This is a genomic window from Streptomyces sp. NPDC050759 (assembly GCF_044456945.1).
Classification (GTDB): domain Bacteria; phylum Actinomycetota; class Actinomycetes; order Streptomycetales; family Streptomycetaceae; genus Streptomyces.
In genome coordinates, this window is record NZ_JBITGI010000007.1 from 349834 (window position 1) to 367945 (window position 18112).

An 18112-nucleotide genomic window follows, 5' to 3' on the forward strand; every position below is an offset into this window, starting at 1 on the left:
GGGGTGATCAGGCCGTGCTGTTCAGCACCGGAAGGTAGCCGCCGGACTGGCCGGCCGCCGTCGGGTGGTAGGACTCGCCGATGTTGAGCAGGTTGAGGCTGTGCAGCCAGGCGCTGCCGGAGCAGAGCTCGTGGCCGGTGAAGGTGGGGCGGACGTCTCCCCAGGCGAAGCCGTGGTCCGCGGCCCGCTTGGCGATCGCGGTGTCGAGGTAGTCGGCGGCGTCGTTGATCGCCTTCCGCTTGGTCTCGGAGAGGCCGAGGCAGGTGGCGCCGAGCTGGTAGAAGCGGGGGTAGCCGAGGACGACCACACGGGCGTTCGGGGCCCTGCCGCTGATCGCCGAGTAGACGCTGTCGAGTTGGCCCGGGAGCGTCGAGTCGACGTATGCCTTGGCAGTGGTGATCCGGGTGAGGCAGGAGCTGTCGGACTGGAGCACACAGGTCGTCATGACGTCGGCGAAGCCGGCGTCGTTGCCGCCGATGGTGATCGAGACCAGGGCGGTGGCGGAGGTGAGCGGGGTCAGCTGACTTGCCAGAACATCACCCGTTCGGGCGCCCGAGCAAGCCGTGAAAGCGAACGACGAGGGTGAGTTGGCGGCCGCCCAGAGGTAGGGGTAGGCCTTCGTGCTGCGCTTGCAGTCGCCGCTTGAACTGATGTAGCTGCCTGCGCCGACACCCGAGGAATACGAGTCGCCCAGGGCCACATAGGGGCCTTCGGCGGCGTGGGCGGTGCCTGTCCCGGTGAGGACGGCGGCGAGGGCGAGGAGGAGCGAGCCGACGTACGCGGCAAATCGGGAACGTCTCATGGAACCTCCCTTTAGCAGGATCTCTGCCACATCTGTCGTAGCAACGACACGAATCAACGGGAAGTGTCCATGCCAAAAATCGCGGATGATTTCGTGGACATGCCAGCCAGGTTGACTGATCCTCAACTCCCTTGGAGAGCGCGACGCTCCTCCAAGTCCGTACCAGACGGCCTTGACGGCCCCCACGGCACTGCGCGACATTGAAGCCCGGCATCCGGCGCTTTCTGGGGGGAAACGTCGCCCATGCACACGACACGTATCGGAACGTCCTCGAAGGCGTCGGGGAGAGACCTGACGCCGTTGCTCGCGGGTGCCGCGACCGCCGTGGGGGGATTCGGCGCGCTGCTCGCGTTCTCCGGCTCCGACTCGCCGCTGCGCGCCCCGCTCACGCTCTTCTTCCTGCTCGCGGCACCCGCCGCCGGCCTCGCCGCCGCACTGCGCGGCTTCGATCCGTTCGCCCGGGTGCTCGCCTCGCTGGCCGGCTCGGTCGTCCTCAACATGCTGGTGGCCCAGGGCATGCTGGCCACGCACCGCTGGTCGGTACGCGGCGGCGTCATGGCGATGGCCGTGATCAGTGCCCTCATCCTGCTGCTGGTGCTGATGCGGCGGCGTCGTACGGCGAAGGGTCAGGACGTCTGACGTGGACATCAGCGTGTACCGCCCCGGCGAGCTGAGTGCCGCCGACCGGGCGGCGTGGAGCGCCATGCAGTCCAAGGCCCATCTGCAGGGCTCGCCAGGGCTCGCCAACCCCTTCCTGTCCCCCGAGTTCGCGCTCGCGGTGGGCCGGTGCAGGCGGGGCGTGCGGATCGCCGTCGTACGGGAGCAGGGCGAGCCCGCCGCGTTCTTCCCGTTCCAGAGGACCGCCGCCGGTGTCGGCCGGGCCGTCGGCCTCGGCATCTCGGACGCCCAGGGACTGGTCCACCGGCCCGGATTCACCTGGGGCGCCCGGGAGTTGCTGCGTGCCTGCGGGCTCGCCGTCTGGGAGTTCGACCACCTGGTGGAGGGCCAGGGGCCGTTCGAGGCGGAAGCCTCCGGCAGGTTCCCCTCTCCGGTCATGGACGTCGACCAGGGGTACGGGACGTACCTGGCCGGGCTGCGGGAACGCTCACCGAAGTTCACCCGCACCACACTCGCCAAGGAACGCCGGCTGGCCCGCACGGCGAGCGAGGTGCGCTACGTCCACGACGAGCGCGACCCGGCCGCCCTGCGCGTCCTGATGGGTTGGAAATCCGCCCAGTACCGCAGGACCGGCCGCAGCGACCGCTTCGCGCACGAGTGGATCGCCCGGCTGGTGGAGCAGTTGTTCCACACCCGGTCCGAGCCGTTCGCGGGGATCCTGTCGGTGCTGTACGCCGACGGGAAGCCGGTCGCCGCCCACTTCGGGCTGCGCACCGAGCGCGTCCTGGCGTGCTGGTTCCCGGCGTACGACCCGCAGTACGCGAAGTTCTCCCCGGGCCTGATCCTGCATCTGCGCATGGCCGAGGCGGCCGCCGCCGACGGTGTCGCGTACCTCGACCTGGGCCGGGGTCAGAAGGAGTACAAGGACTCCCTGAAGACACGGGAACTGACCGTGTCGGAGGGGTGGGTGACCCGTCGGCACCCGGTCGCGGTCGGACACCGCGTCCGCCGGGTTCCGGCGCGGGCACTGCGCAACGCCGTGGTGGCGCGGCCGGAGCTGTTCGAACCCGCCGACAGGCTGTTGAAGAAAGCGGGAAAGATCCGCTCCGGTGCGACTGTAACGGTCAAACCAACAAAAACGTGAGGCCTCGTTCCAGGTCTTGCCATACGGGTCCAAACGTCAATACCGTCATACATCACACACCCGCACCGTCCCGTCATCGAGCGGCTCTAGGGGAGGGCTCAAGGACCGCGACGGGGGCGCGGGGCGCGGTAGGGGGGTGCCGTGCTCGGTGACCGCACAGGTGACCGAGTCGTGCCGCGCGACCGGCTGTCGTCTCTTCGGAACAGGCACAGCACGACGGCGGTCGGCCAGCTTTGCCAGCTCACCCGGCAGGTACGGAGATTCCTTCCGGCATGCCGCGAGTGAGAACAGAACCCCCCTTTCGAACCGGAGCAACAAGCCGGACCGCCCAGGGGCGGGCGGTCCACCGGACGAGAGGGAACCAGACTCATGAGTTCAGTTCTGCGCCCGGCGACTGCGGGCCAGGATGTGCCGACAGCCAGCCAGTACCGGCCCATCTCCACTCACCTGGCCATCACGCCACCGGTGAGTGTCGTCATACCCGCCATGAACGAGGCGGAGAACCTTCCGTACGTCTTCAAGACCCTGCCCGACTGGATCCACGAAGTGGTTCTGGTGGACGGCAACTCCACGGACGACACCGTCGCGGTGGCCCGCGAGCTGTGGCCCGAGGTGAAGGTGGTGAAGCAGCACGGCAAGGGCAAGGGGGACGCCCTGATCACCGGGTTCGAGGCCTGCACCGGTGACATCGTCGTCATGATCGACGCGGACGGCTCGGCCGACGGCAACGAGATCGTCTCCTATGTGTCCGCCCTGGTCTCGGGCGCGGACTTCGCCAAGGGGTCCCGCTTCGCCAACGGCGGCGGCACCGACGACATGACCTTCATCCGCAAACTCGGCAACTGGGCGCTGTGCACCATCGTCAACCGCAAGTTCGGCGCCCGCTACACGGATCTCTGCTACGGGTACAACGCCTTCTGGCGGCACTGCCTCGACAAGATCGACCTCGACTGCACGGGCTTCGAGGTGGAGACCCTGATGAACATCCGGGTCGTCAAGGCGGGGCTCAAGGTGCAGGAGATACCGAGCTACGAGTACCTCCGCATCCACGGCGCTAGCAATCTGCGGGCCGTACGGGACGGGTTCCGGGTGCTCAAGGTGATCCTCGGGGAGCGGTCGAACCGGCGTGCGCTGCGCCGCCGCGCCCACCACTCGCCGCTGCTCGACTCGCGCCGGGGAGAGGTGTCTTGAGCGATCCCGACATCTCCGTCGTGATCTGCGTGTACACCGAGGACCGCTGGGAGGACATCCTCGCGGCGGTCGCCTCGGTACGGACGCAGTCGTACCCGGCCCTGGAGACACTGCTGGTCGTCGACCACAATCCGGTCCTTCTGGACCGGCTGACCAAGGAATACAAGGAAGTTGAGGAGGTCCGCGTCTTCGCCAACGCGGGCCCCAGGGGCCTGTCCGCGGGCCGCAACACGGGGATCGCCGCCGCGCGCGGCGAGGTGATCGCCTTCCTGGACGACGACGCCGTCGCCGAGCGGGACTGGCTGCGCCACTTCGCCTCCGGATACGCGGACCCGCGGGTCATGGCCGTCGGCGGCCGTACGATGCCGATCTGGGCGTCGGGGCGCCGGCCCGCCTGGTTCCCCGAGGAATTCGACTGGGTGGTCGGCTGCACCTACAAGGGCATCCCGTCCGGCCTGGTCCGGGTACGCAACGTCCTGGGTGGCAACGCCTCCTTCCGGCGCAGCGCCTTCGACGCCGCGGGCGGCTTCGCCACCGGCATCGGACGGGACGGCGACAAACGCCCGCTGGGCTGCGAGGAGACGGAACTGTGCATCCGGCTGAGCCGGGCCAGACCGGACGCGGTCCTGCTGATCGACGACCGGGCGGTGATCCACCACCGGGTGCCCGAGGCGCGCGAGCACTTCGGGTACTTCCGCACGCGCGCGTACGCGGAGGGCCTGTCGAAGGCGCTCGTGGCCCGAAGTGTCGGCGCGGACAAGGGACTTGAGTCCGAGCGCCGGTACGCCACCCGGGTGCTGCCGGCCGGGGTGGCGCGCGGGCTGCGGGACGCCGCGCTGTCCCGGCCGGGGGGCGCGGGACGGGCGGGCGCGATCGTCGCCGGGGTGCTCACCGCGGCCGGCGGGTACGTGGTCGGCACCGTCCGGGCGCGGCGGGGCGGGGCGACGTTCACGGTCGCGGAGATACAGGGGGAGACTCAGGGGGAGCGCGATGGCTGAGCCGCCCGTACCGATCCTCATGTACCACTCGGTCGCCACCGACCCGAACGCCGCCACCCGCGTGCTGTCGGTGTCCCCGGAGGGCTTCGCCCGGCAGATGGAGATCGTCGCCGAGTCGGGCCTCACGCCGGTCACGACCGCCGGCCTCGCCGCCCGCTGGCGCGACGGCCGGCCGCTGCCCGAGCGGCCCGTCCTGATCACCTTCGACGACGGCTACGAAGGCGTCCACCGCCACGCCCTGCCCGTGCTCGCCAAGCACGGCTTCACGGCCACCGTGTTCGTCTCCACCGGCTGGATCCGGGGTGCGTACGACACGGGCGACGGCCTGGACACCATGCTGGACTGGGACCAGGTCCGCGAACTCGCCGCGGCGGACGTCGAGATCGGCGGCCACACCCACACGCACCCGCAGCTCGACCAGCTCGAGGACAGCGCGCTGCGCCACGAGCTGATCCACTCCAGGGAGATCGTCACCGACGAACTCGGCACCGCGCCGGCCTCGCTCGCCTACCCGTACGGCTACTCCAGCCGCCGGGTGCGCGAGGCGGTCCGCGAGACGGGGTACGGCCAGGCGCTCGCCGTGAACAACGGCCTGGCGCGCCGGAGCCAGGGGCCGTACGCGCTCACCCGCCTCACCGTGCGCCGCGGCACCACGGCCGAGGAGTTCGAGCGGCTCGTCCAGGGCCGTGCGATCGCCCGGGACTTCGCCAGGGACCGTGCCCTCACCAAGGGGTACGCGTTGGTCCGAAGAGCACGACAGGTCCGCCGGAAGGTCTCCCGTTCCCGTGTCTGACACGACGACCACGACCGAGCCCGAGTCGACCGCGGCGAAGGCGCCCCAGCAGTCGGGGCGCCGCCTTCGGCTGCCCGGCCTCGGCAGCGGCGCGGCGGGCGGCAACCAGCTGTTCCGCAACGCCTACGCCCTGATGCTCAACACCGGTATCTCCGCGGTGCTGGGCCTCGGCTTCTGGCTGGCGGCCGCCCGCTACTACTCCGAGTCGGCGGTCGGCCAGGGCTCCGCCGCGATCGCCGCGATGAAACTCCTCGCGGGACTGACGGCGGTGACCCTGACCGGGGCGCTGGCCCGCTTCATACCGGTCGCGGGCCGGGCCACAGGCCGCCTCATCGCCCGTACGTACGCGGGCAGTTCGGTGGTCGTGGCGATCGCCGCGGCCGTCTTCCTGCTCACCCTGGACATGTGGGGGCCGTCGTACCGCTTCCTGCACGGGACGGTGAACGGCCTCGGCTTCATCGCCGCCGTCATCGCCTGGAACGTCCTCACCCTCCAGGACGGGGTGCTGACGGGGCTGCGCAGCGCGCTGTGGGTGCCGGTCGGCAACACCGTGTTCTCCGCGGTGAAGCTGGGACTCCTGGTCGCGTTCGCGGTGGCGATCCCGACGGCCGGTGTCTTCGTGTCGTGGGTCGCGGCGATCGCCGTCTCGGTGCTGCCGCTGGGTTGGATGGTGTTCCGGCGTCTGGCACCGCGCCATGTGAAGGCCACCGAGGACCACGCGAAGCCGCCTTCCGTCCGGGAGATCGGGCGTTTCCTCGCGGGCGACTACACCGGCTCGCTGTTCTCGCTCGCCGTGGTCTATCTGGTCCCCGTGATCGTCGCGTCCCAGGTCAGCTCCCAGGACAACGCGTACTTCTACATCACCACGACGATCGGCGGCACCTGCAACCTGCTCGCCATCAACATGGGCGCCTCCCTGACCGTCGAGGGCTCGCACGACCCCTCTCGCCTGGCCGCCAACACCCGTGCCGCGCTGAAGCGGATGGCGCGGATCATGCTGCCGGTGGCGGGCATCCTGTTCTTCGGGGCGCCCTGGATCCTCGGTGTGTTCGGATCGGGCTACGCGGACGCGGCCACCCCGCTGCTGCGCTGGTTCGCCGTCGGCGCGGTGCTCCGGGTCGTCATGGAGACGTACTTCGCGGTGCTGCGCGCGCAGAGCCGCACCTCCGGACTCGCCTGGCTGCAGGGCCTGTTGTGTGTGCTGGTGCTCGGCCTGACGCTGCTGCTCCTGCCCCGCATGGGGCTGACCGGAGCGGGCGTCGCCGAGATCTCCTCGCTGGCGTTGATCGTCGCGCTCGCCGCGCCCAAGTTGTACCGGACGATCCGGCACGCACCGGCCGCCGAGGTCCCCGCGAGCGCGGCTCCCGACGGCGACCTCGCCGACCTCGGGGCGCGTGAGGCACCGGCCGTCGGCCGCACCCGCCGCCCCGGCTGGGCGCTGGACCAGGACACCCTCGCGCTGGGCATCCACGTCGACTTCGACCACCAGGAACGCCGCCCCGACGTACGCCCGGGTCCCGGCACCCCGCCCACGGGCACACCGGTGCCGGGCGTGACGCGCGACCGGCCGACGTGGGCGCTGCAGCAGCCGTCCGATCTGGGGCTGCCGGTGGAGGAGCGGGAGCCGGGCTCCGAGTCCTCCCTCGGGCCGTCCGAGGCGGAGGTGGACGCGCCGTTCGAGGTGGCCTTCGACACGGGCAAGGAGATCGACGTACCGCAAGAGCCCGCCGTACCGGAGGAGACGCCACAGCCCGCGGAGCCGCCGCGGCCGCTGTCCTGGCGGGAGCGGCTGCAGCCCACCTGGCTCGGTGTGTTCCTCGGCTGTCTGCTGGCCGTCGCGCTGCTCCTGTACTGGGTGCCGGCCCTCGGCCTGGGCGAGGCCGACCTGGACCGGATGGGCGGGCTCGGGCTGATCTCGGTCCTGCCGCTGCCCACGCTGGTCGGCGCGGCCCTCCTGGTCGTGGTCTTCGCCTCGCTGCTCTGGCTGGGCCGTGAGCACAAGGCGCTGCTGCTGGTCACGCTGGTGGCGACCGTGTTCTCGCTGCACGCGCTGCCCGCGGTGATCGAGGCCGAGCCGCGGTTCGCGACGGCCTGGCAGCACCTCGGGTTCATCGACTACATCGACCGGACCGGCTCCGCGGTGCCCGACCTGGACGCCCGCTGGAGCTGGCCGGGCTTCTTCGCGGCGGCCGCGTTCGTGGCGCAGGCCTGCGGGGTCACGGACTTCACCGAGATCATCCGCTGGTGGCCGACAGCGATCCAACTGGCCTACCTGGTACCGATGTTCCTGCTCGTACGGCACATGCGGGCGAGCTGGCGGGCCAAGTGGACCGGCATCTGGATCTTCGTACTCAGCGGCTGGGTCGGCCAGGACTACTTCTCCCCGCAGGGCTTCACCTATCTGCTGTACCTGGTGTTCGTGGCGGTGCTGCTCGTCTGGTTCCGTGCCCCGCGCGTGATCTGGACGAAGCGGCGGCCAGGCGAGGCCGAGGTCGAACCCACGAACCGCCGCCAACGGGCCGTCCTGCTCACGGTGTTGATCGGCCTGTTCGCGGCGAGCGTGCCCGCCCACCAGCTCACCCCGTTCGTGATGCTCGGGGTGCTCGCGGCGCTCGTGATGATCGGCCGCAGCGAACTGCGCGGTCTGCCCATCCTGTTCGCCGTCATGGTGGCCGCCTGGATCGGCTGGATGGCCGAGCCGTACTGGTCGGGTCACTTCGACGACTTGTTCGGCGGGGTGGGCGGGGTCGGCGGCAATGTGTCCTCGTCGGTCTCGGGCCGTATCGAGGGCGGCAGTTCGACCCACAAGCTGGTCCTGTACGTGCGCGTGCTGCTGGCGGGCGGGGTCATGGCTCTGGCCTGTTACGGCTGGTGGCGGCGGCGCGACCACAAGTACCGGGAAGCCGCGCTGCTGGTCCTGACCTTCGTGCCGTTCCTCGGCTTCGGCATGCAGTCGTACGGCGGCGAGATGGCCCTGCGGGTCTTCATGTTCGCCCTGCCGGGCGCCGGTCTGCTGGCCGCCCTCGCGCTCTTCCCGCGCACCGGGGTCACCGCGAAGGAGCGCGAGAAGGACCGGGTCAGTCTCGCTCCGGTGGCGGCGCTCATGGCGGGTCTGCTGCTCGTCGGCGGCTTCCTGGTCGCCCGGTGGGGCAACGAGCCGTTCGAGCGGATCCAGCCCGGCGAGGTCACCGCCATGGACTACGTCTACGCGCACGACGATCCGACGGTCCGGGTGCTGTGGCTGTCCAACGACACGCTCAACAATGTGACGCCGGCGATGCCGTGGGGCGCGAAGGACATGGAGAAGGTGTCCTACGTGCCGACGCTCGCGCCGACCGACCCGGTGCTGGTGTCCGGGCTGGTGAAGTCGCTGAAGGACGCGGGCCCGAACTCGTATCTCATGGTCAACGTCAGTCAGGTCACGTATCTGCGCCTGGACGTGGGTTATTCGAGGACGTGGGAGCCGAGGCTGCTCGACAACCTCGACAGCCGCAAGGAGCTCAAGCGGGTCCTCACCAACGACGACGTGACCATGTACGCCCTGCGGGACCAGCCGGCGGGGAAGGTTCCGCAGGCCGATCCCGGGCCGATCGGACCGCAGGTGACCTGGACCCCCTGGTCGGTGGTGGGGGCGCTGGCCGCGCTCGCGCTGATCCTGCTGCTGTCGGCCCGTGAGGTGGTGCGGGTCGCGGTGCGGCCGAGTGTGCGGCAGCTGCGGTGGCTGCAGAGCAGCTTCTGGTTCGCGCTGCCGCTGCTCGCGGTGTTCCTGGCGGCGCTGGTGCAGCGGTTCCTGACGATGAAGTGACGCCCTTCGGAGGTCACTCGGAGGTCAAGTGGCTCAGCGGGTGAGCCACTTGACCTCGTAGGCCTGCATGTCGAACTTCTTCCCGTCGATCTCGGCGCTGATCTGCCGGTTCAGGGTGTTCACCACCAGAACGGTCTTGTCGGTGGCGAGGACCCGGACGTTGGGCACGTCGTCGGCGGCGACGGGGACGTTCTCGTACGCGCTCCCCGGCGGGAAGGCCTTGCTGAACCGGCTGACGAGGTCGAACATCGGCAGCTTCCGGCCGCCGCCGCTGCCGCTGGTCGGCGTCCAGAGACAGCCCGCGCAGTCGGTGCCCTTCTCGTTCTCCGGGTTCCAGTAGAGGGCGGAGGTGGTGCCGCCCCTGGCCAGCGCGATCATTCCGGCGGCCTGCACCGCGACCCGGCGGTTCTCGGACCAGCCCTCGCGCTCGTCCCGGCTGTCGGCGGGCTCGACGTAGTACTCGGCCCACCACAGCGGCAGGTTCCCGGTCCGCTGCCGCACCCACCGGCTCACCGCGGTGAACTTGTCGGTGGCCGCGAACTCGTTCGGCAGCAGCTCGTCGTCGTTGGTGTAGCTGGAGCCGTCCACGACCACGAAGTCGGCGCCCGTCTTGTTCCTGTTCCAGTAGTCGAAGGCGTCGAGGATCCGCTGGTCCATGGCGCCCCAGGGTCCCTTGAGGCCGGTGGAGGCGTCCTCGGAGCGGGGGTCGACGCTGTCCATCACGAGGTACGGCCCGCCCACCATGATCTTGGGGTTGACCTTCTTCAGCGCCTTGTAGACCAGGTTGTAGAGCTGGGTGTACCCCTCGTAGTCCCAGCGGGCCTTCGCGTCGTTCCAGAAGCCCTTGAACTCGTTCCAGACGATGAAGTGGCGTACGTCCGGGTAGCGCTTGGCGACGGTCGCGGCGAGCTCGGCGTAGTCCTTGAAGTGCGCGGGATCGGGCGCGGTCTCCAGTGCCGCCTTGCTCCAGTCGGTGTTGCCGACGCCGGCCTCGCCGCCCTTCATCCAGTCCGGAGCGCAGCACAGGGTCACGATCGGTGTGGAGCCGGAGGCGCGGATGAAGTCGATGCGCCGGTCCAGGTCCTCGAAGTCGTAACGCCCCTTGACCGGCTCGGGGTTGTCGGCGCCCCAGCCCATGACGTGCTGGTTCTGCGGGACTCCGCCGGCGTCGGCCAGCAGCCCCTCGACGCGCTCGGTGGCGGCGGAGCTGCCCTCGTCGGCGCTGAACTGGGTGTGCGTGAACCCCCAGCCCACCTCCGGGGTCTCCGCGTCCGGCGTGCTCGTCGGAGTGCCGTGGACCTTGTCACCGTTGCGCGAGGTGCCGTCGGTGCCCGCGCCGCTGCCCGGAAGCGTGTTGAGGAGGGTCACCACCAGCGCCAGAGCCACCGCGCCCACACCGAGCAGAGCGGTGAGCCGCCACCGCAGTGCCCCCGAATTCCACCCATGACGTCCCATTGAGGGCAACGGTATCCGCGAACCCGCCTGTGCGGGCAGATGTCGTAGATGCACAACTTCGCAACAGGAGGTAGCGGGGCACAGCGGGAGCACCGGACACACGCGACACAACCGGCGCACCACGGAAACCGGGTGCATGTGGGGGGCTTGTGCCGGATCATGGCCGCATGTCTGCCAACCCACACGACGCTCTGCCGATCCGGCTCAACGTCGACGACAGCGACTCACCGTCCGACGTCGTCGACGCGCTGTTCCTCGGCCGCTTCGCGACGGGCGAGCAGCCGTACTCCCACGCGGCCAACATCGACCGGGTCCGCACCGGGGCCACGCTCCTGCCGGCGGGCGCCCGGGTGCTGCGCGTCGCCCGCGACGACGACCGCAGCGCGACGCTCGCCGAGGGCGACGGCTGGACCCTCCTGATCTCCCGCTGGAACCGCGGCGCCGACGTCACCGTCACCGCCACCGACCCCGAGCTGGCCAAGAAGGTCCTCGACCAGGCCACCGACGGCGCGGCGGACGAGCCCGAGCCCCAGCCGGAGAACGTCACAATGGGCTTCTGGTACGTCTCCCCCAGGCGCGGCCCGCACCGCACGACCCGCCAGATCTCCGCGGGCACCTGGGACGAGGTCCGGGAGAACTACACGGCACCTGTCGCGGACGCGATGGACACCCTGATGAAGACGACCCCGGAGGACATCGCGGGCCGTCTGCTCCTGCTCCACGGCCCGCCCGGCACCGGCAAGACCTCCGCCCTGCGGACGCTGGCCCGCTCCTGGCGGGACTGGTGCCAGGTGGACTGCGTCCTGGACCCGGAGCGGCTGTTCAGCGACGTCGGCTATCTGATGGACATCGCGATCGGCGAGGACGACTCGACGGGCAAGGGCCGCTGGCGGCTGCTGCTCCTGGAGGACTGCGACGAGCTGATCCGCGGCGAGGCGAAGCACACGGCGGGCCAGGCCCTGTCGCGCCTGCTGAATCTCACCGACGGCCTGCTGGGCCAGGGCCGCAACGTCCTGGTGGGCGTCACGACCAACGAGGACCTGGAGCGCCTGCACCCCGCCGTGGTCCGCCCCGGCCGCTGTCTGGCCCGCATCGAGGTGGGCCCGCTGACCCGCCGGGAGGCGGTGGGCTGGCTCGGCACCGAGGAGGGCGTGGGCCGTGAGGGAGCGACCCTGGCGGAGTTGTACGCGCTGCGCCGGGGCACGTCACCGACGGCGGTGCCGGAGCCGCGGCCGGGGGCGGACGCGGGGCTGTACCTGTAGTGCTTTGATGGGTGTATGACCCTGTTCGTGGGCACGTCGGGGTGGCAGTACAAGGACTGGCGGGGCGTCCTCTACCCCGACGGCGTCCCCGTGCGGCTCTGGCTGGAGCAGTACACGGAGCACTTCCCGACGGTCGAGATCAACAACGCGTTCTACCGGCTGCCGGCCCGGGAGACCTTCGAGGCGTGGCGGGAGCGGGTGCCGGAGGACTTCGTGGTGGCGGTGAAGGCGAGCCGGTACCTGACCCACATCAAGCGGCTGAAGGACCCTCAGGAGCCGGTGCACCGCCTGATGAGCCACGCGGAGGGGCTGGGTCCGCGTCTGGGCCCTGTGCTCCTCCAGCTCCCCCCGACCCTGCGGGCCGACGCACAGCTGCTGGACGCCTGCCTGGCCTGTTTTCCGTCGTCGGCCCGGGTCGCGGTGGAACCCCGCCACGAGTCCTGGTGGACGCCGGAGATCCGAAAGGTCCTGGAGTCCCGCGGCGCGGCCCTGTGCTGGGCCGACGTCCGCGCCCGCCCGGTGACCCCGCTCTGGCGCACCGCCGACTGGGGATACGTCCGCTTCCACGAGGGACGGGCGCGGGCATGGCCGCACTACGGCAGGCGGTCCCTGGAGACCTGGGCCGAGCGGATCGAGAGGACCTGGGCCGGGGACGAGGACGTGTACGCGTACTTCAACAACGACCCGAACGGGGCCGCCGTACGGAACGCGCAGCTGTTCGCCTCTCTGTCACAGACCTCCCCGTCACAGACCTCCCCGTCACAGCGCTCCCCGTCACAGCGCTCCTAGTCTCAGCCCTCCCCGTAAGCCGCCCGCAGCGCATCCCGTACGGCTGCCAGCGCGTCGCTCTCCGTGAGCCCGAGTCGCCGGGCCCGCTCGACGTACGCCTGGGCCGCCGACGCCAGCTCCCGCTCGGCGGCCGAGCCGGCGGCGGCCACGAACGTGCCGTTGCGCCCCCGCGTCTCGATCACCCCGTCACCCTCCAGCGCCCGGTACGCCTTGGCGACGGTGTTCGCGGCGAGCCCGAGCGACTCGGCGAGCCCGCGCACGGTCGGCAGCCGGTACCCCACCGGCAGCACCCCCGCCCGCGCCTGCTCGGAGATCTGCACCCGCACCTGCTCGTACGGCGGCGCACTGTCGTCGATGTGGATCTTCAAGGTCACGAGCCGATTGTCCCGCACCCACCGGAAAATAAGAGGCACTCGCGCGACGACCCCACGTAACGTCCGCCTTCATGACCGTGATCGTGCGCGATCTGCGCCCCCAGGACCCGGCCGATGTCGAGAACTTCACGCACGCCCGCCATCTGGCCCTTCCCCACGTGCTGTGGACCCCGGCCGGCGTCGTGCACCGTACGGTCCACACCCACCCGGACGCCCACTACCGCTCCCTCGTCGCCGAGGAGGACGGTGAGGTGATCGGCACGGCCCAGATCGGCCTCGCCCACGACAGTCCGGAGCCGGGCCACGGGTACGTCAACATCTACGTACGCCCGGACCGCACGCGGCGCGGCGCGGGCGCCCTCCTCGTCCGCAGCGCCGAGGAGCATCTCGCGGCACACGGCGCGACCAGGTTGTACTCCTGGGTGCTGGACGAGCCGCGGAACCGCACGTTCGCCGAGCGGCACGGCTACCGGGCCAGCCGCTCCGCGCACTTCCTGCGCCGGGACCTGACGAAGGGCACGCTGCCCCCGCTGGGGACTCCTCCCCCGGGCGTGGAACTGCGCACCGCCGCCGACTTCGCCGACGACCCGCGCCCCGTCTTCGAGCTGGACGCGGAGACGGTGGGAGACGAACCGAGCGATGTGGACACCGAGTTCACGGACTACGACATGTGGATCGAGGAGAACTGGAAACACCCGCTCCTCGACCATGCCCTGACCACGATCGCCCTGGTCGACGGCCGCCCCGCCGCCTTCAGCGTCGCCCACACCGACGGCGCCGGCCGCTATGCCACCGCCATGACGGGAACCGCCCGCGCCTTCCGCGGCCGGGGTCTCGCCAAGCTCGCCAAGAACGCCTCCCTGCACCGCGCCCGCGCCGCCGGCTGCACGGAGGCCCTCACCGGCAACGACGCCGGCAACGCACCCATGCTCGCGATCAACAAGTGGTTCGGATACGAGATCTGCGCCACGGAGGTACGTCATGTCCGCGAACTCACCTGAACCACTGCCGCGTGTGGACGTCGTCCTGCTCAAGGCGGGCCGCACGAAGATCCGTTACGAGGCCGAGCTCCTCACCGACGACGGCACACGCATCACCGTCCGGGCCCCCTGGGCGGGCGAGGGCGTCCGCGACTTCGGCTTCGTCCGCTTCGAGCCCGGCGACGTCTTCACCGAGCACTACTGGCGGGACCGCTGGTACGCCGTCAAGGAGGTCCGCTCCCCGGACGGCACCCTGAAGGGCTGGTACTGCGACATCACCCGCCCGGCGGCTCTGAACGGCGCCGAGTTGGTCGTGGAGGACCTGGACCTGGACCTGTGGGTCTCGGCCGACGGCACGGAGGTGCTGCGCCTGGACGAGGACGAGTTCGAGGAGAGCGGTCTGAGGGAGAGGGACCCAGGAGCGGCGTCAGCGGCACTGGCAGCTCTGGACGACCTGGAGGCCATGGCCCACCCCACCAGGGGCGCCTTCCCGCCCCTTTAGTCGCCCCTCACCACCACCGCATACCGCTCGTCGTCCACGTCCCTCCCCCATAGCAGAGAGTCCCCCGACAACCGCTCCACGAGCACATGACCGCCCAGCGGCGCCACCAACCCGCTCACCACCTCGGCCGATATCCCGACCTCCCCCCAGACCCCCTCCACCAGCACCAATCGCCCACCCGGCCGCAACAGCCCCCACCAGCGCCGCAGCACCCGCCCCGGATCCGGCAGAGCCCACAGCACATGTCGGCCAAGGACCACATCGAACCGCTGCTCCCCCACCGGAGGATGCGCGGCGTCGCCGACCAGGAACACCGCGTCACGCCCGGCGAGCTTGGCGCGCGCCAGCTCCACCATGGCCGGTGAAAGATCCACTCCGGTCACCCGATGCCCCTGCTCGGCCGCGAGGAGTGACAGGCTCCCGGTCCCGCACCCGAGATCGAGGACGTCGGACGCCCTGCCCGGCAGCCACCCCCGCAGGCGCTCGGCCCAGGCGCCCCTTACCTCGGGGTCCCGCAACCCATGATCCGGCTCCTCGTCGAAGGACCCCGCTTCGGCGTCCCAGTCCACGTCCGCCGCGTCACCCCTGCCGTCACTGTTCTCCGTCATGCGCCCAAGAGTGACACCCGCCACTGACAGTCGAATCGTGACAGCCGCCACTGACAGACCGGTGACCGATGAGGAACTCTCCCCGAAAGGGTCTACCTCCGTGAGAACGCGGAACTCGGTAGGCACTGAAGGAGGCAGCCATGCGCCGTACCACCGTGCAGAAGCCCCTGAAGAGGACGGATGCCCGGCGACTCCCCGAGGAGGCCGACGAGCGCCCCGCGGGACGACCCGAGGTCCGCAAGGACATCGCGCGGACCTGGTGGCCCGACGGCTGACGGTGGCAGGCGCGCCCCGTATCAGACCAGTCGCTTGCGGTAGTGGACGCGGTCATACGGCCCGTCCACTCGTCGTCCCACGACCTCATAACCGAACTTCGGATATATCTCCTGGTTCTCCCACATCATCGCGTTCGTGTAGAGCCTGACCTCGGGCAGCCGCAGCGCACGCGCGTGTGCCTCGACGAACCGCAGCAGCCGTCCCCCCACGCCCTGCCCCTGGGCGTCGGGGCGGACGGCGATGTTGTCGAGGTAGAGGTGGTCGGGGTGCTCCTCGACGACCACGAGCCCGACCACCGGGTCACCGGTGACGAACACCTGCCCCGCGGCCACGTTCGCCGCGTGGTCCCGCTCCATGGGCTGCGGTACGCGTCCGATGCGCTCGATGTAGTGCTCGTACGCCGCGTCGGTCAGGGCTTTCACGGTCGGTACGTCGGCCGCGACGGCGGGTCGGATCTCCTCGTTCGTCATGAACGAGACGCTACCTATCTGATCTCCGTCTCAGCACTCCCTTAAGAGGGCCATAAAGATCGCCACCGCCCCTCACAAGCTGGGGATTTCACGGTTTCTTTGATCCGGCACCCATCAGTACCGGTTCCGAGGAGATCCCCCATGCCCGCACGCCGCAAGGCCGCAGCCGTCGTCACCGTCGGCCTGACCCCGCTCGCCCTGACCGGACTGGCCGCCGGGCCCGCGTCCGCGCACGGCTCGATGGGCGGCCCGGTCAGCCGGGTCTCGCAGTGCTACGCGGAGGGTCCCGAGAGCCCGAAGTCGACCGCGTGCAGGGCGGCGGTCGCGGCGGGCGGCACCCAGGCGCTCTACGACTGGAACGGCGTCCGCATCGGCGACGCGAACGGACGGCACCAGGAGCTGATCCCGGACGGCCGGCTGTGCAGCGCGAACAACGACGAGTTCAAGGGGCTCGACCTGGCCCGCGCGGACTGGCCGGCGACGAGCGTGAGCAGTGGGTCGTACACCTTCAAGTACCGCGTGACGGCTCCGCACAAGGGCACCTTCACGGTGTACCTCACCAAGCCGGGCTACGACCCGGCGCAGCCGCTGGGCTGGGACGACCTGGATCTGTCGGCCCCGGTCGCGACGGCCACCGACCCGGTCGCCTCGGGCGGCTTCTACACGTTCTCCGGCACGCTCCCGGAGCGCTCCGGGAAGCAGCTCCTGTATACGGTCTGGCAGCGCTCGGACAGCCCGGAGGCGTTCTACTCCTGCTCGGACGTGACGTTCGGCGGCGACTTGGGTGGTACGGCGAGCAGTCCGGCCCCGGCCCCGAGCGCCTCCGTTCCCTCCGAGGAGCAGATCGAGGACGGCACCGGCAAGTCGACGGTGGAGCACGACGGGCACGGTGACGACGACGCCAGTACGTCGGCGGAGCCGGTGGCCGGGACGGCGAGCGTTCCGGCCAACGACGTGAAGGCGGCGGGCACTTCGCAGAACCTCGCCGAGACGGGTGGGGACGGCAGCACGTCGTATCTCGCGATGGGCGGTGCTGCCACGCTCGCGGCCGGCGCGGCGATCCTGTTCGGTTCGGTGCGCCGGCGCGCGGTGAACGGCGGTGGACGGCAGGGCCGTTGACCGCATGAGCTCCGGGGCCTGACCGGCGGCTCAGGCCGGACAGGCCCCGGCGTCGGTCAACTGAACGCCGACGCGCAGGTGGTGGGGGTGGCGTGGGTGGGGTCGAGGGCGTTGGCCACCTCGTGGAAGGCGATCCGGTCGAACAGCCCGATGGCCACGTGCTCGGAGAGATCGAGCGCACACAGGTCCTGCAGCAGGACGTTGTGGACGCCGGATCCGCTGAGGAACTGGCTCCGGTACGGCGTGACGACCTCGTCGTACTTGGTGGCGAGGACGGTGTATTTGACGCCGGGGACGGTGTCACCGCCCTCGTTCAGCCTGGTGAGGAAGGGGGAGCCGACGACCTGGTCGGCGAGGGCCGGGGTGTGGGTGGTGAGCAGGTCCTGGATGCCCGGGAAGTACGGCAGCAGGTTGGTGATGCCGGACAGGGTGGTGCCGTGGTTGTCGGGGGCGATCCCGACGAGGGCGTTCACCTTGGCGGCTCCGCCGAGGAACTTGAGGTAGTAGCGGGGCATCAGGCCGCCCTGCGAGTGACCGACGAGGTCGGTCTCGGTGGCGCCGGTGGCGGCGAGCACCTTGTCGACGAAGGTCTTCAGCTGCTCCGCCGACTTGTCGATGGGGCCGAGGCCGTGGAAGAGGGGTACTCCGGAGAGTTGGCCGTAGTCGAAGGAGAAGACGCAGTAGTCGCGGTTCTCCAGGTAGGGGGCGAGGGCCAGCCAGTTGTCCACGGAGTTGGCGAAGGTGCCGTGGACGAGGACGATGGGGCGGGGGTGCGCGGCGGAGGGCTTGCACGTGTAATCGTTCCAGCCGCTGCTCGGAGCCTGGGCGGCTTGGGCGACTCCGGCGGCGGGGACGAGGGCGACCGCGGCGGTCAGGAGCAGGGCGGCGAGGGGTCTGAGCAGTCGTTTCCAGGGCAGCATCGGGTG

18 protein-coding genes are annotated in these 18112 nt (G+C 70.4%); 12 read left to right on the forward strand and 6 right to left on the reverse strand.

The window, feature by feature from the left end; genetic code table 11:
* Positions 1-7 precede the first annotated feature (7 nt).
* Positions 8-802: an SGNH/GDSL hydrolase family protein gene (locus ACIBJB_RS22990; protein ID WP_398932959.1), complete on the reverse strand. Its 795-nt coding sequence runs from the start codon at positions 800-802 to the stop codon at positions 8-10.
* A gap of 243 nt (positions 803-1045) precedes the next feature.
* Here ACIBJB_RS22990 and ACIBJB_RS22995 point away from each other — a divergent pair, with 243 nt between their 5' ends.
* From ACIBJB_RS22995 to ACIBJB_RS23020, 6 genes are all read left to right on the forward strand, one after another.
* Positions 1046-1441: a hypothetical protein gene (locus ACIBJB_RS22995; protein WP_398932960.1), complete on the forward strand. Its 396-nt coding sequence runs from the start codon at positions 1046-1048 to the stop codon at positions 1439-1441.
* A gap of 1 nt (position 1442) precedes the next feature.
* Complete coding sequence (locus ACIBJB_RS23000; RefSeq protein ID WP_398932961.1) at positions 1443-2564, forward strand: GNAT family N-acetyltransferase; 1122 nt, start codon at positions 1443-1445, stop codon at positions 2562-2564.
* Between the two features lie 369 nt (positions 2565-2933).
* Positions 2934-3755, forward strand: a complete 822-nt coding sequence (locus ACIBJB_RS23005; RefSeq protein ID WP_398932962.1) for a glycosyltransferase family 2 protein — start codon at positions 2934-2936, stop codon at positions 3753-3755.
* Complete coding sequence (locus ACIBJB_RS23010; protein ID WP_398932963.1) at positions 3752-4753, forward strand: glycosyltransferase; 1002 nt, start codon at positions 3752-3754, stop codon at positions 4751-4753. Before ACIBJB_RS23005 ends, ACIBJB_RS23010 begins: the two co-directional genes overlap by 4 nt.
* Positions 4746-5546: a polysaccharide deacetylase family protein gene (locus ACIBJB_RS23015; protein WP_398932964.1), complete on the forward strand. Its 801-nt coding sequence runs from the start codon at positions 4746-4748 to the stop codon at positions 5544-5546. Before ACIBJB_RS23010 ends, ACIBJB_RS23015 begins: the two co-directional genes overlap by 8 nt.
* Positions 5539-9351: a lipopolysaccharide biosynthesis protein gene (locus tag ACIBJB_RS23020; protein WP_398932965.1), complete on the forward strand. Its 3813-nt coding sequence runs from the start codon at positions 5539-5541 to the stop codon at positions 9349-9351. The genes ACIBJB_RS23015 and ACIBJB_RS23020 overlap by 8 nt, the downstream gene beginning before the upstream one ends.
* Positions 9352-9384: 33 nt before the next feature.
* Here the strand turns inward: ACIBJB_RS23020 and ACIBJB_RS23025 are convergent, their stop codons facing one another.
* A complete protein-coding gene (locus tag ACIBJB_RS23025) occupies positions 9385-10806 on the reverse strand; it encodes a xylan 1,4-beta-xylosidase (protein ID WP_398932966.1) in 1422 nt (473 codons plus the stop codon).
* Positions 10807-10973: 167 nt separating this feature from the next.
* On the opposite strand from ACIBJB_RS23025, the gene ACIBJB_RS23030 reads away from it, so the two are divergent.
* Both ACIBJB_RS23030 and ACIBJB_RS23035 read left to right on the forward strand, forming a co-directional pair.
* Positions 10974-12068 carry a DUF5925 domain-containing protein gene (locus ACIBJB_RS23030; protein WP_398932967.1) on the forward strand — a complete coding sequence of 365 codons (1095 nt, stop codon included), beginning with the start codon at positions 10974-10976 and terminating at the stop codon, positions 12066-12068.
* A 15-nt stretch (positions 12069-12083) separates the two neighbouring features.
* A complete protein-coding gene (locus tag ACIBJB_RS23035) occupies positions 12084-12857 on the forward strand; it encodes a DUF72 domain-containing protein (protein ID WP_398932968.1) in 774 nt (257 codons plus the stop codon).
* A 2-nt stretch (positions 12858-12859) separates the two neighbouring features.
* On the opposite strand, the gene ACIBJB_RS23040 is transcribed toward ACIBJB_RS23035, so the two are convergent.
* Complete coding sequence (locus ACIBJB_RS23040) at positions 12860-13231, reverse strand: GntR family transcriptional regulator (RefSeq protein ID WP_398932969.1); 372 nt, start codon at positions 13229-13231, stop codon at positions 12860-12862.
* Positions 13232-13302: 71 nt separating this feature from the next.
* Here ACIBJB_RS23040 and ACIBJB_RS23045 point away from each other — a divergent pair, with 71 nt between their 5' ends.
* Together ACIBJB_RS23045 and ACIBJB_RS23050 are read left to right on the forward strand one after the other, a co-directional pair.
* On the forward strand, positions 13303-14232 hold the full coding sequence (locus tag ACIBJB_RS23045; protein ID WP_398932970.1) for a GNAT family N-acetyltransferase: 930 nt from the start codon (positions 13303-13305) through the stop codon (positions 14230-14232).
* A complete protein-coding gene (locus ACIBJB_RS23050; RefSeq protein ID WP_398932971.1) occupies positions 14213-14713 on the forward strand; it encodes a DUF402 domain-containing protein in 501 nt (166 codons plus the stop codon). Before ACIBJB_RS23045 ends, ACIBJB_RS23050 begins: the two co-directional genes overlap by 20 nt.
* On the opposite strand, the gene ACIBJB_RS23055 is transcribed toward ACIBJB_RS23050, so the two are convergent.
* A complete protein-coding gene (locus tag ACIBJB_RS23055; RefSeq protein WP_398932972.1) occupies positions 14710-15321 on the reverse strand; it encodes a class I SAM-dependent methyltransferase in 612 nt (203 codons plus the stop codon). The two genes, ACIBJB_RS23050 and ACIBJB_RS23055, sit on opposite strands and share 4 nt — an antisense overlap.
* Positions 15322-15461: 140 nt before the next feature.
* Here ACIBJB_RS23055 and ACIBJB_RS23060 point away from each other — a divergent pair, with 140 nt between their 5' ends.
* Positions 15462-15596, forward strand: a complete 135-nt coding sequence (locus tag ACIBJB_RS23060; RefSeq protein ID WP_020117828.1) for a hypothetical protein — start codon at positions 15462-15464, stop codon at positions 15594-15596.
* A 21-nt stretch (positions 15597-15617) separates the two neighbouring features.
* Here the strand turns inward: ACIBJB_RS23060 and ACIBJB_RS23065 are convergent, their stop codons facing one another.
* A complete protein-coding gene (locus tag ACIBJB_RS23065) occupies positions 15618-16067 on the reverse strand; it encodes a GNAT family N-acetyltransferase (RefSeq protein WP_398932974.1) in 450 nt (149 codons plus the stop codon).
* 141 nt (positions 16068-16208) lie between these two features.
* On the opposite strand from ACIBJB_RS23065, the gene ACIBJB_RS23070 reads away from it, so the two are divergent.
* Positions 16209-17186 carry a lytic polysaccharide monooxygenase gene (locus tag ACIBJB_RS23070; RefSeq protein WP_398932975.1) on the forward strand — a complete coding sequence of 326 codons (978 nt, stop codon included), beginning with the start codon at positions 16209-16211 and terminating at the stop codon, positions 17184-17186.
* A 56-nt stretch (positions 17187-17242) separates the two neighbouring features.
* Here the strand turns inward: ACIBJB_RS23070 and ACIBJB_RS23075 are convergent, their stop codons facing one another.
* Positions 17243-18106, reverse strand: a complete 864-nt coding sequence (locus ACIBJB_RS23075) for an esterase/lipase family protein (protein WP_398932976.1) — start codon at positions 18104-18106, stop codon at positions 17243-17245.
* Positions 18107-18112: the final 6 nt, after the last annotated feature.

Coding starts and splice junctions, on each gene's coding strand:
- ACIBJB_RS23045 (WP_398932970.1), top strand. CDS start 13,303: ATGACCGTGATCGTGCGCGATCTGCGCCCCCAGGACCCGGCCGATGTC.
- ACIBJB_RS23035 (WP_398932968.1), top strand. CDS start 12,084: ATGACCCTGTTCGTGGGCACGTCGGGGTGGCAGTACAAGGACTGGCGG.
- ACIBJB_RS23070 (WP_398932975.1), top strand. CDS start 16,209: ATGCCCGCACGCCGCAAGGCCGCAGCCGTCGTCACCGTCGGCCTGACC.
- ACIBJB_RS23060 (WP_020117828.1), top strand. CDS start 15,462: ATGCGCCGTACCACCGTGCAGAAGCCCCTGAAGAGGACGGATGCCCGG.
- ACIBJB_RS23050 (WP_398932971.1), top strand. CDS start 14,213: ATGTCCGCGAACTCACCTGAACCACTGCCGCGTGTGGACGTCGTCCTG.
- ACIBJB_RS23005 (WP_398932962.1), top strand. CDS start 2,934: ATGAGTTCAGTTCTGCGCCCGGCGACTGCGGGCCAGGATGTGCCGACA.
- ACIBJB_RS22990 (WP_398932959.1), bottom strand. CDS start 802: ATGAGACGTTCCCGATTTGCCGCGTACGTCGGCTCGCTCCTCCTCGCC.
- ACIBJB_RS22995 (WP_398932960.1), top strand. CDS start 1,046: ATGCACACGACACGTATCGGAACGTCCTCGAAGGCGTCGGGGAGAGAC.
- ACIBJB_RS23055 (WP_398932972.1), bottom strand. CDS start 15,321: ATGACGGAGAACAGTGACGGCAGGGGTGACGCGGCGGACGTGGACTGG.
- ACIBJB_RS23025 (WP_398932966.1), bottom strand. CDS start 10,806: ATGGGACGTCATGGGTGGAATTCGGGGGCACTGCGGTGGCGGCTCACC.
- ACIBJB_RS23030 (WP_398932967.1), top strand. CDS start 10,974: ATGTCTGCCAACCCACACGACGCTCTGCCGATCCGGCTCAACGTCGAC.
- ACIBJB_RS23015 (WP_398932964.1), top strand. CDS start 4,746: ATGGCTGAGCCGCCCGTACCGATCCTCATGTACCACTCGGTCGCCACC.
- ACIBJB_RS23065 (WP_398932974.1), bottom strand. CDS start 16,067: ATGACGAACGAGGAGATCCGACCCGCCGTCGCGGCCGACGTACCGACC.
- ACIBJB_RS23075 (WP_398932976.1), bottom strand. CDS start 18,106: ATGCTGCCCTGGAAACGACTGCTCAGACCCCTCGCCGCCCTGCTCCTG.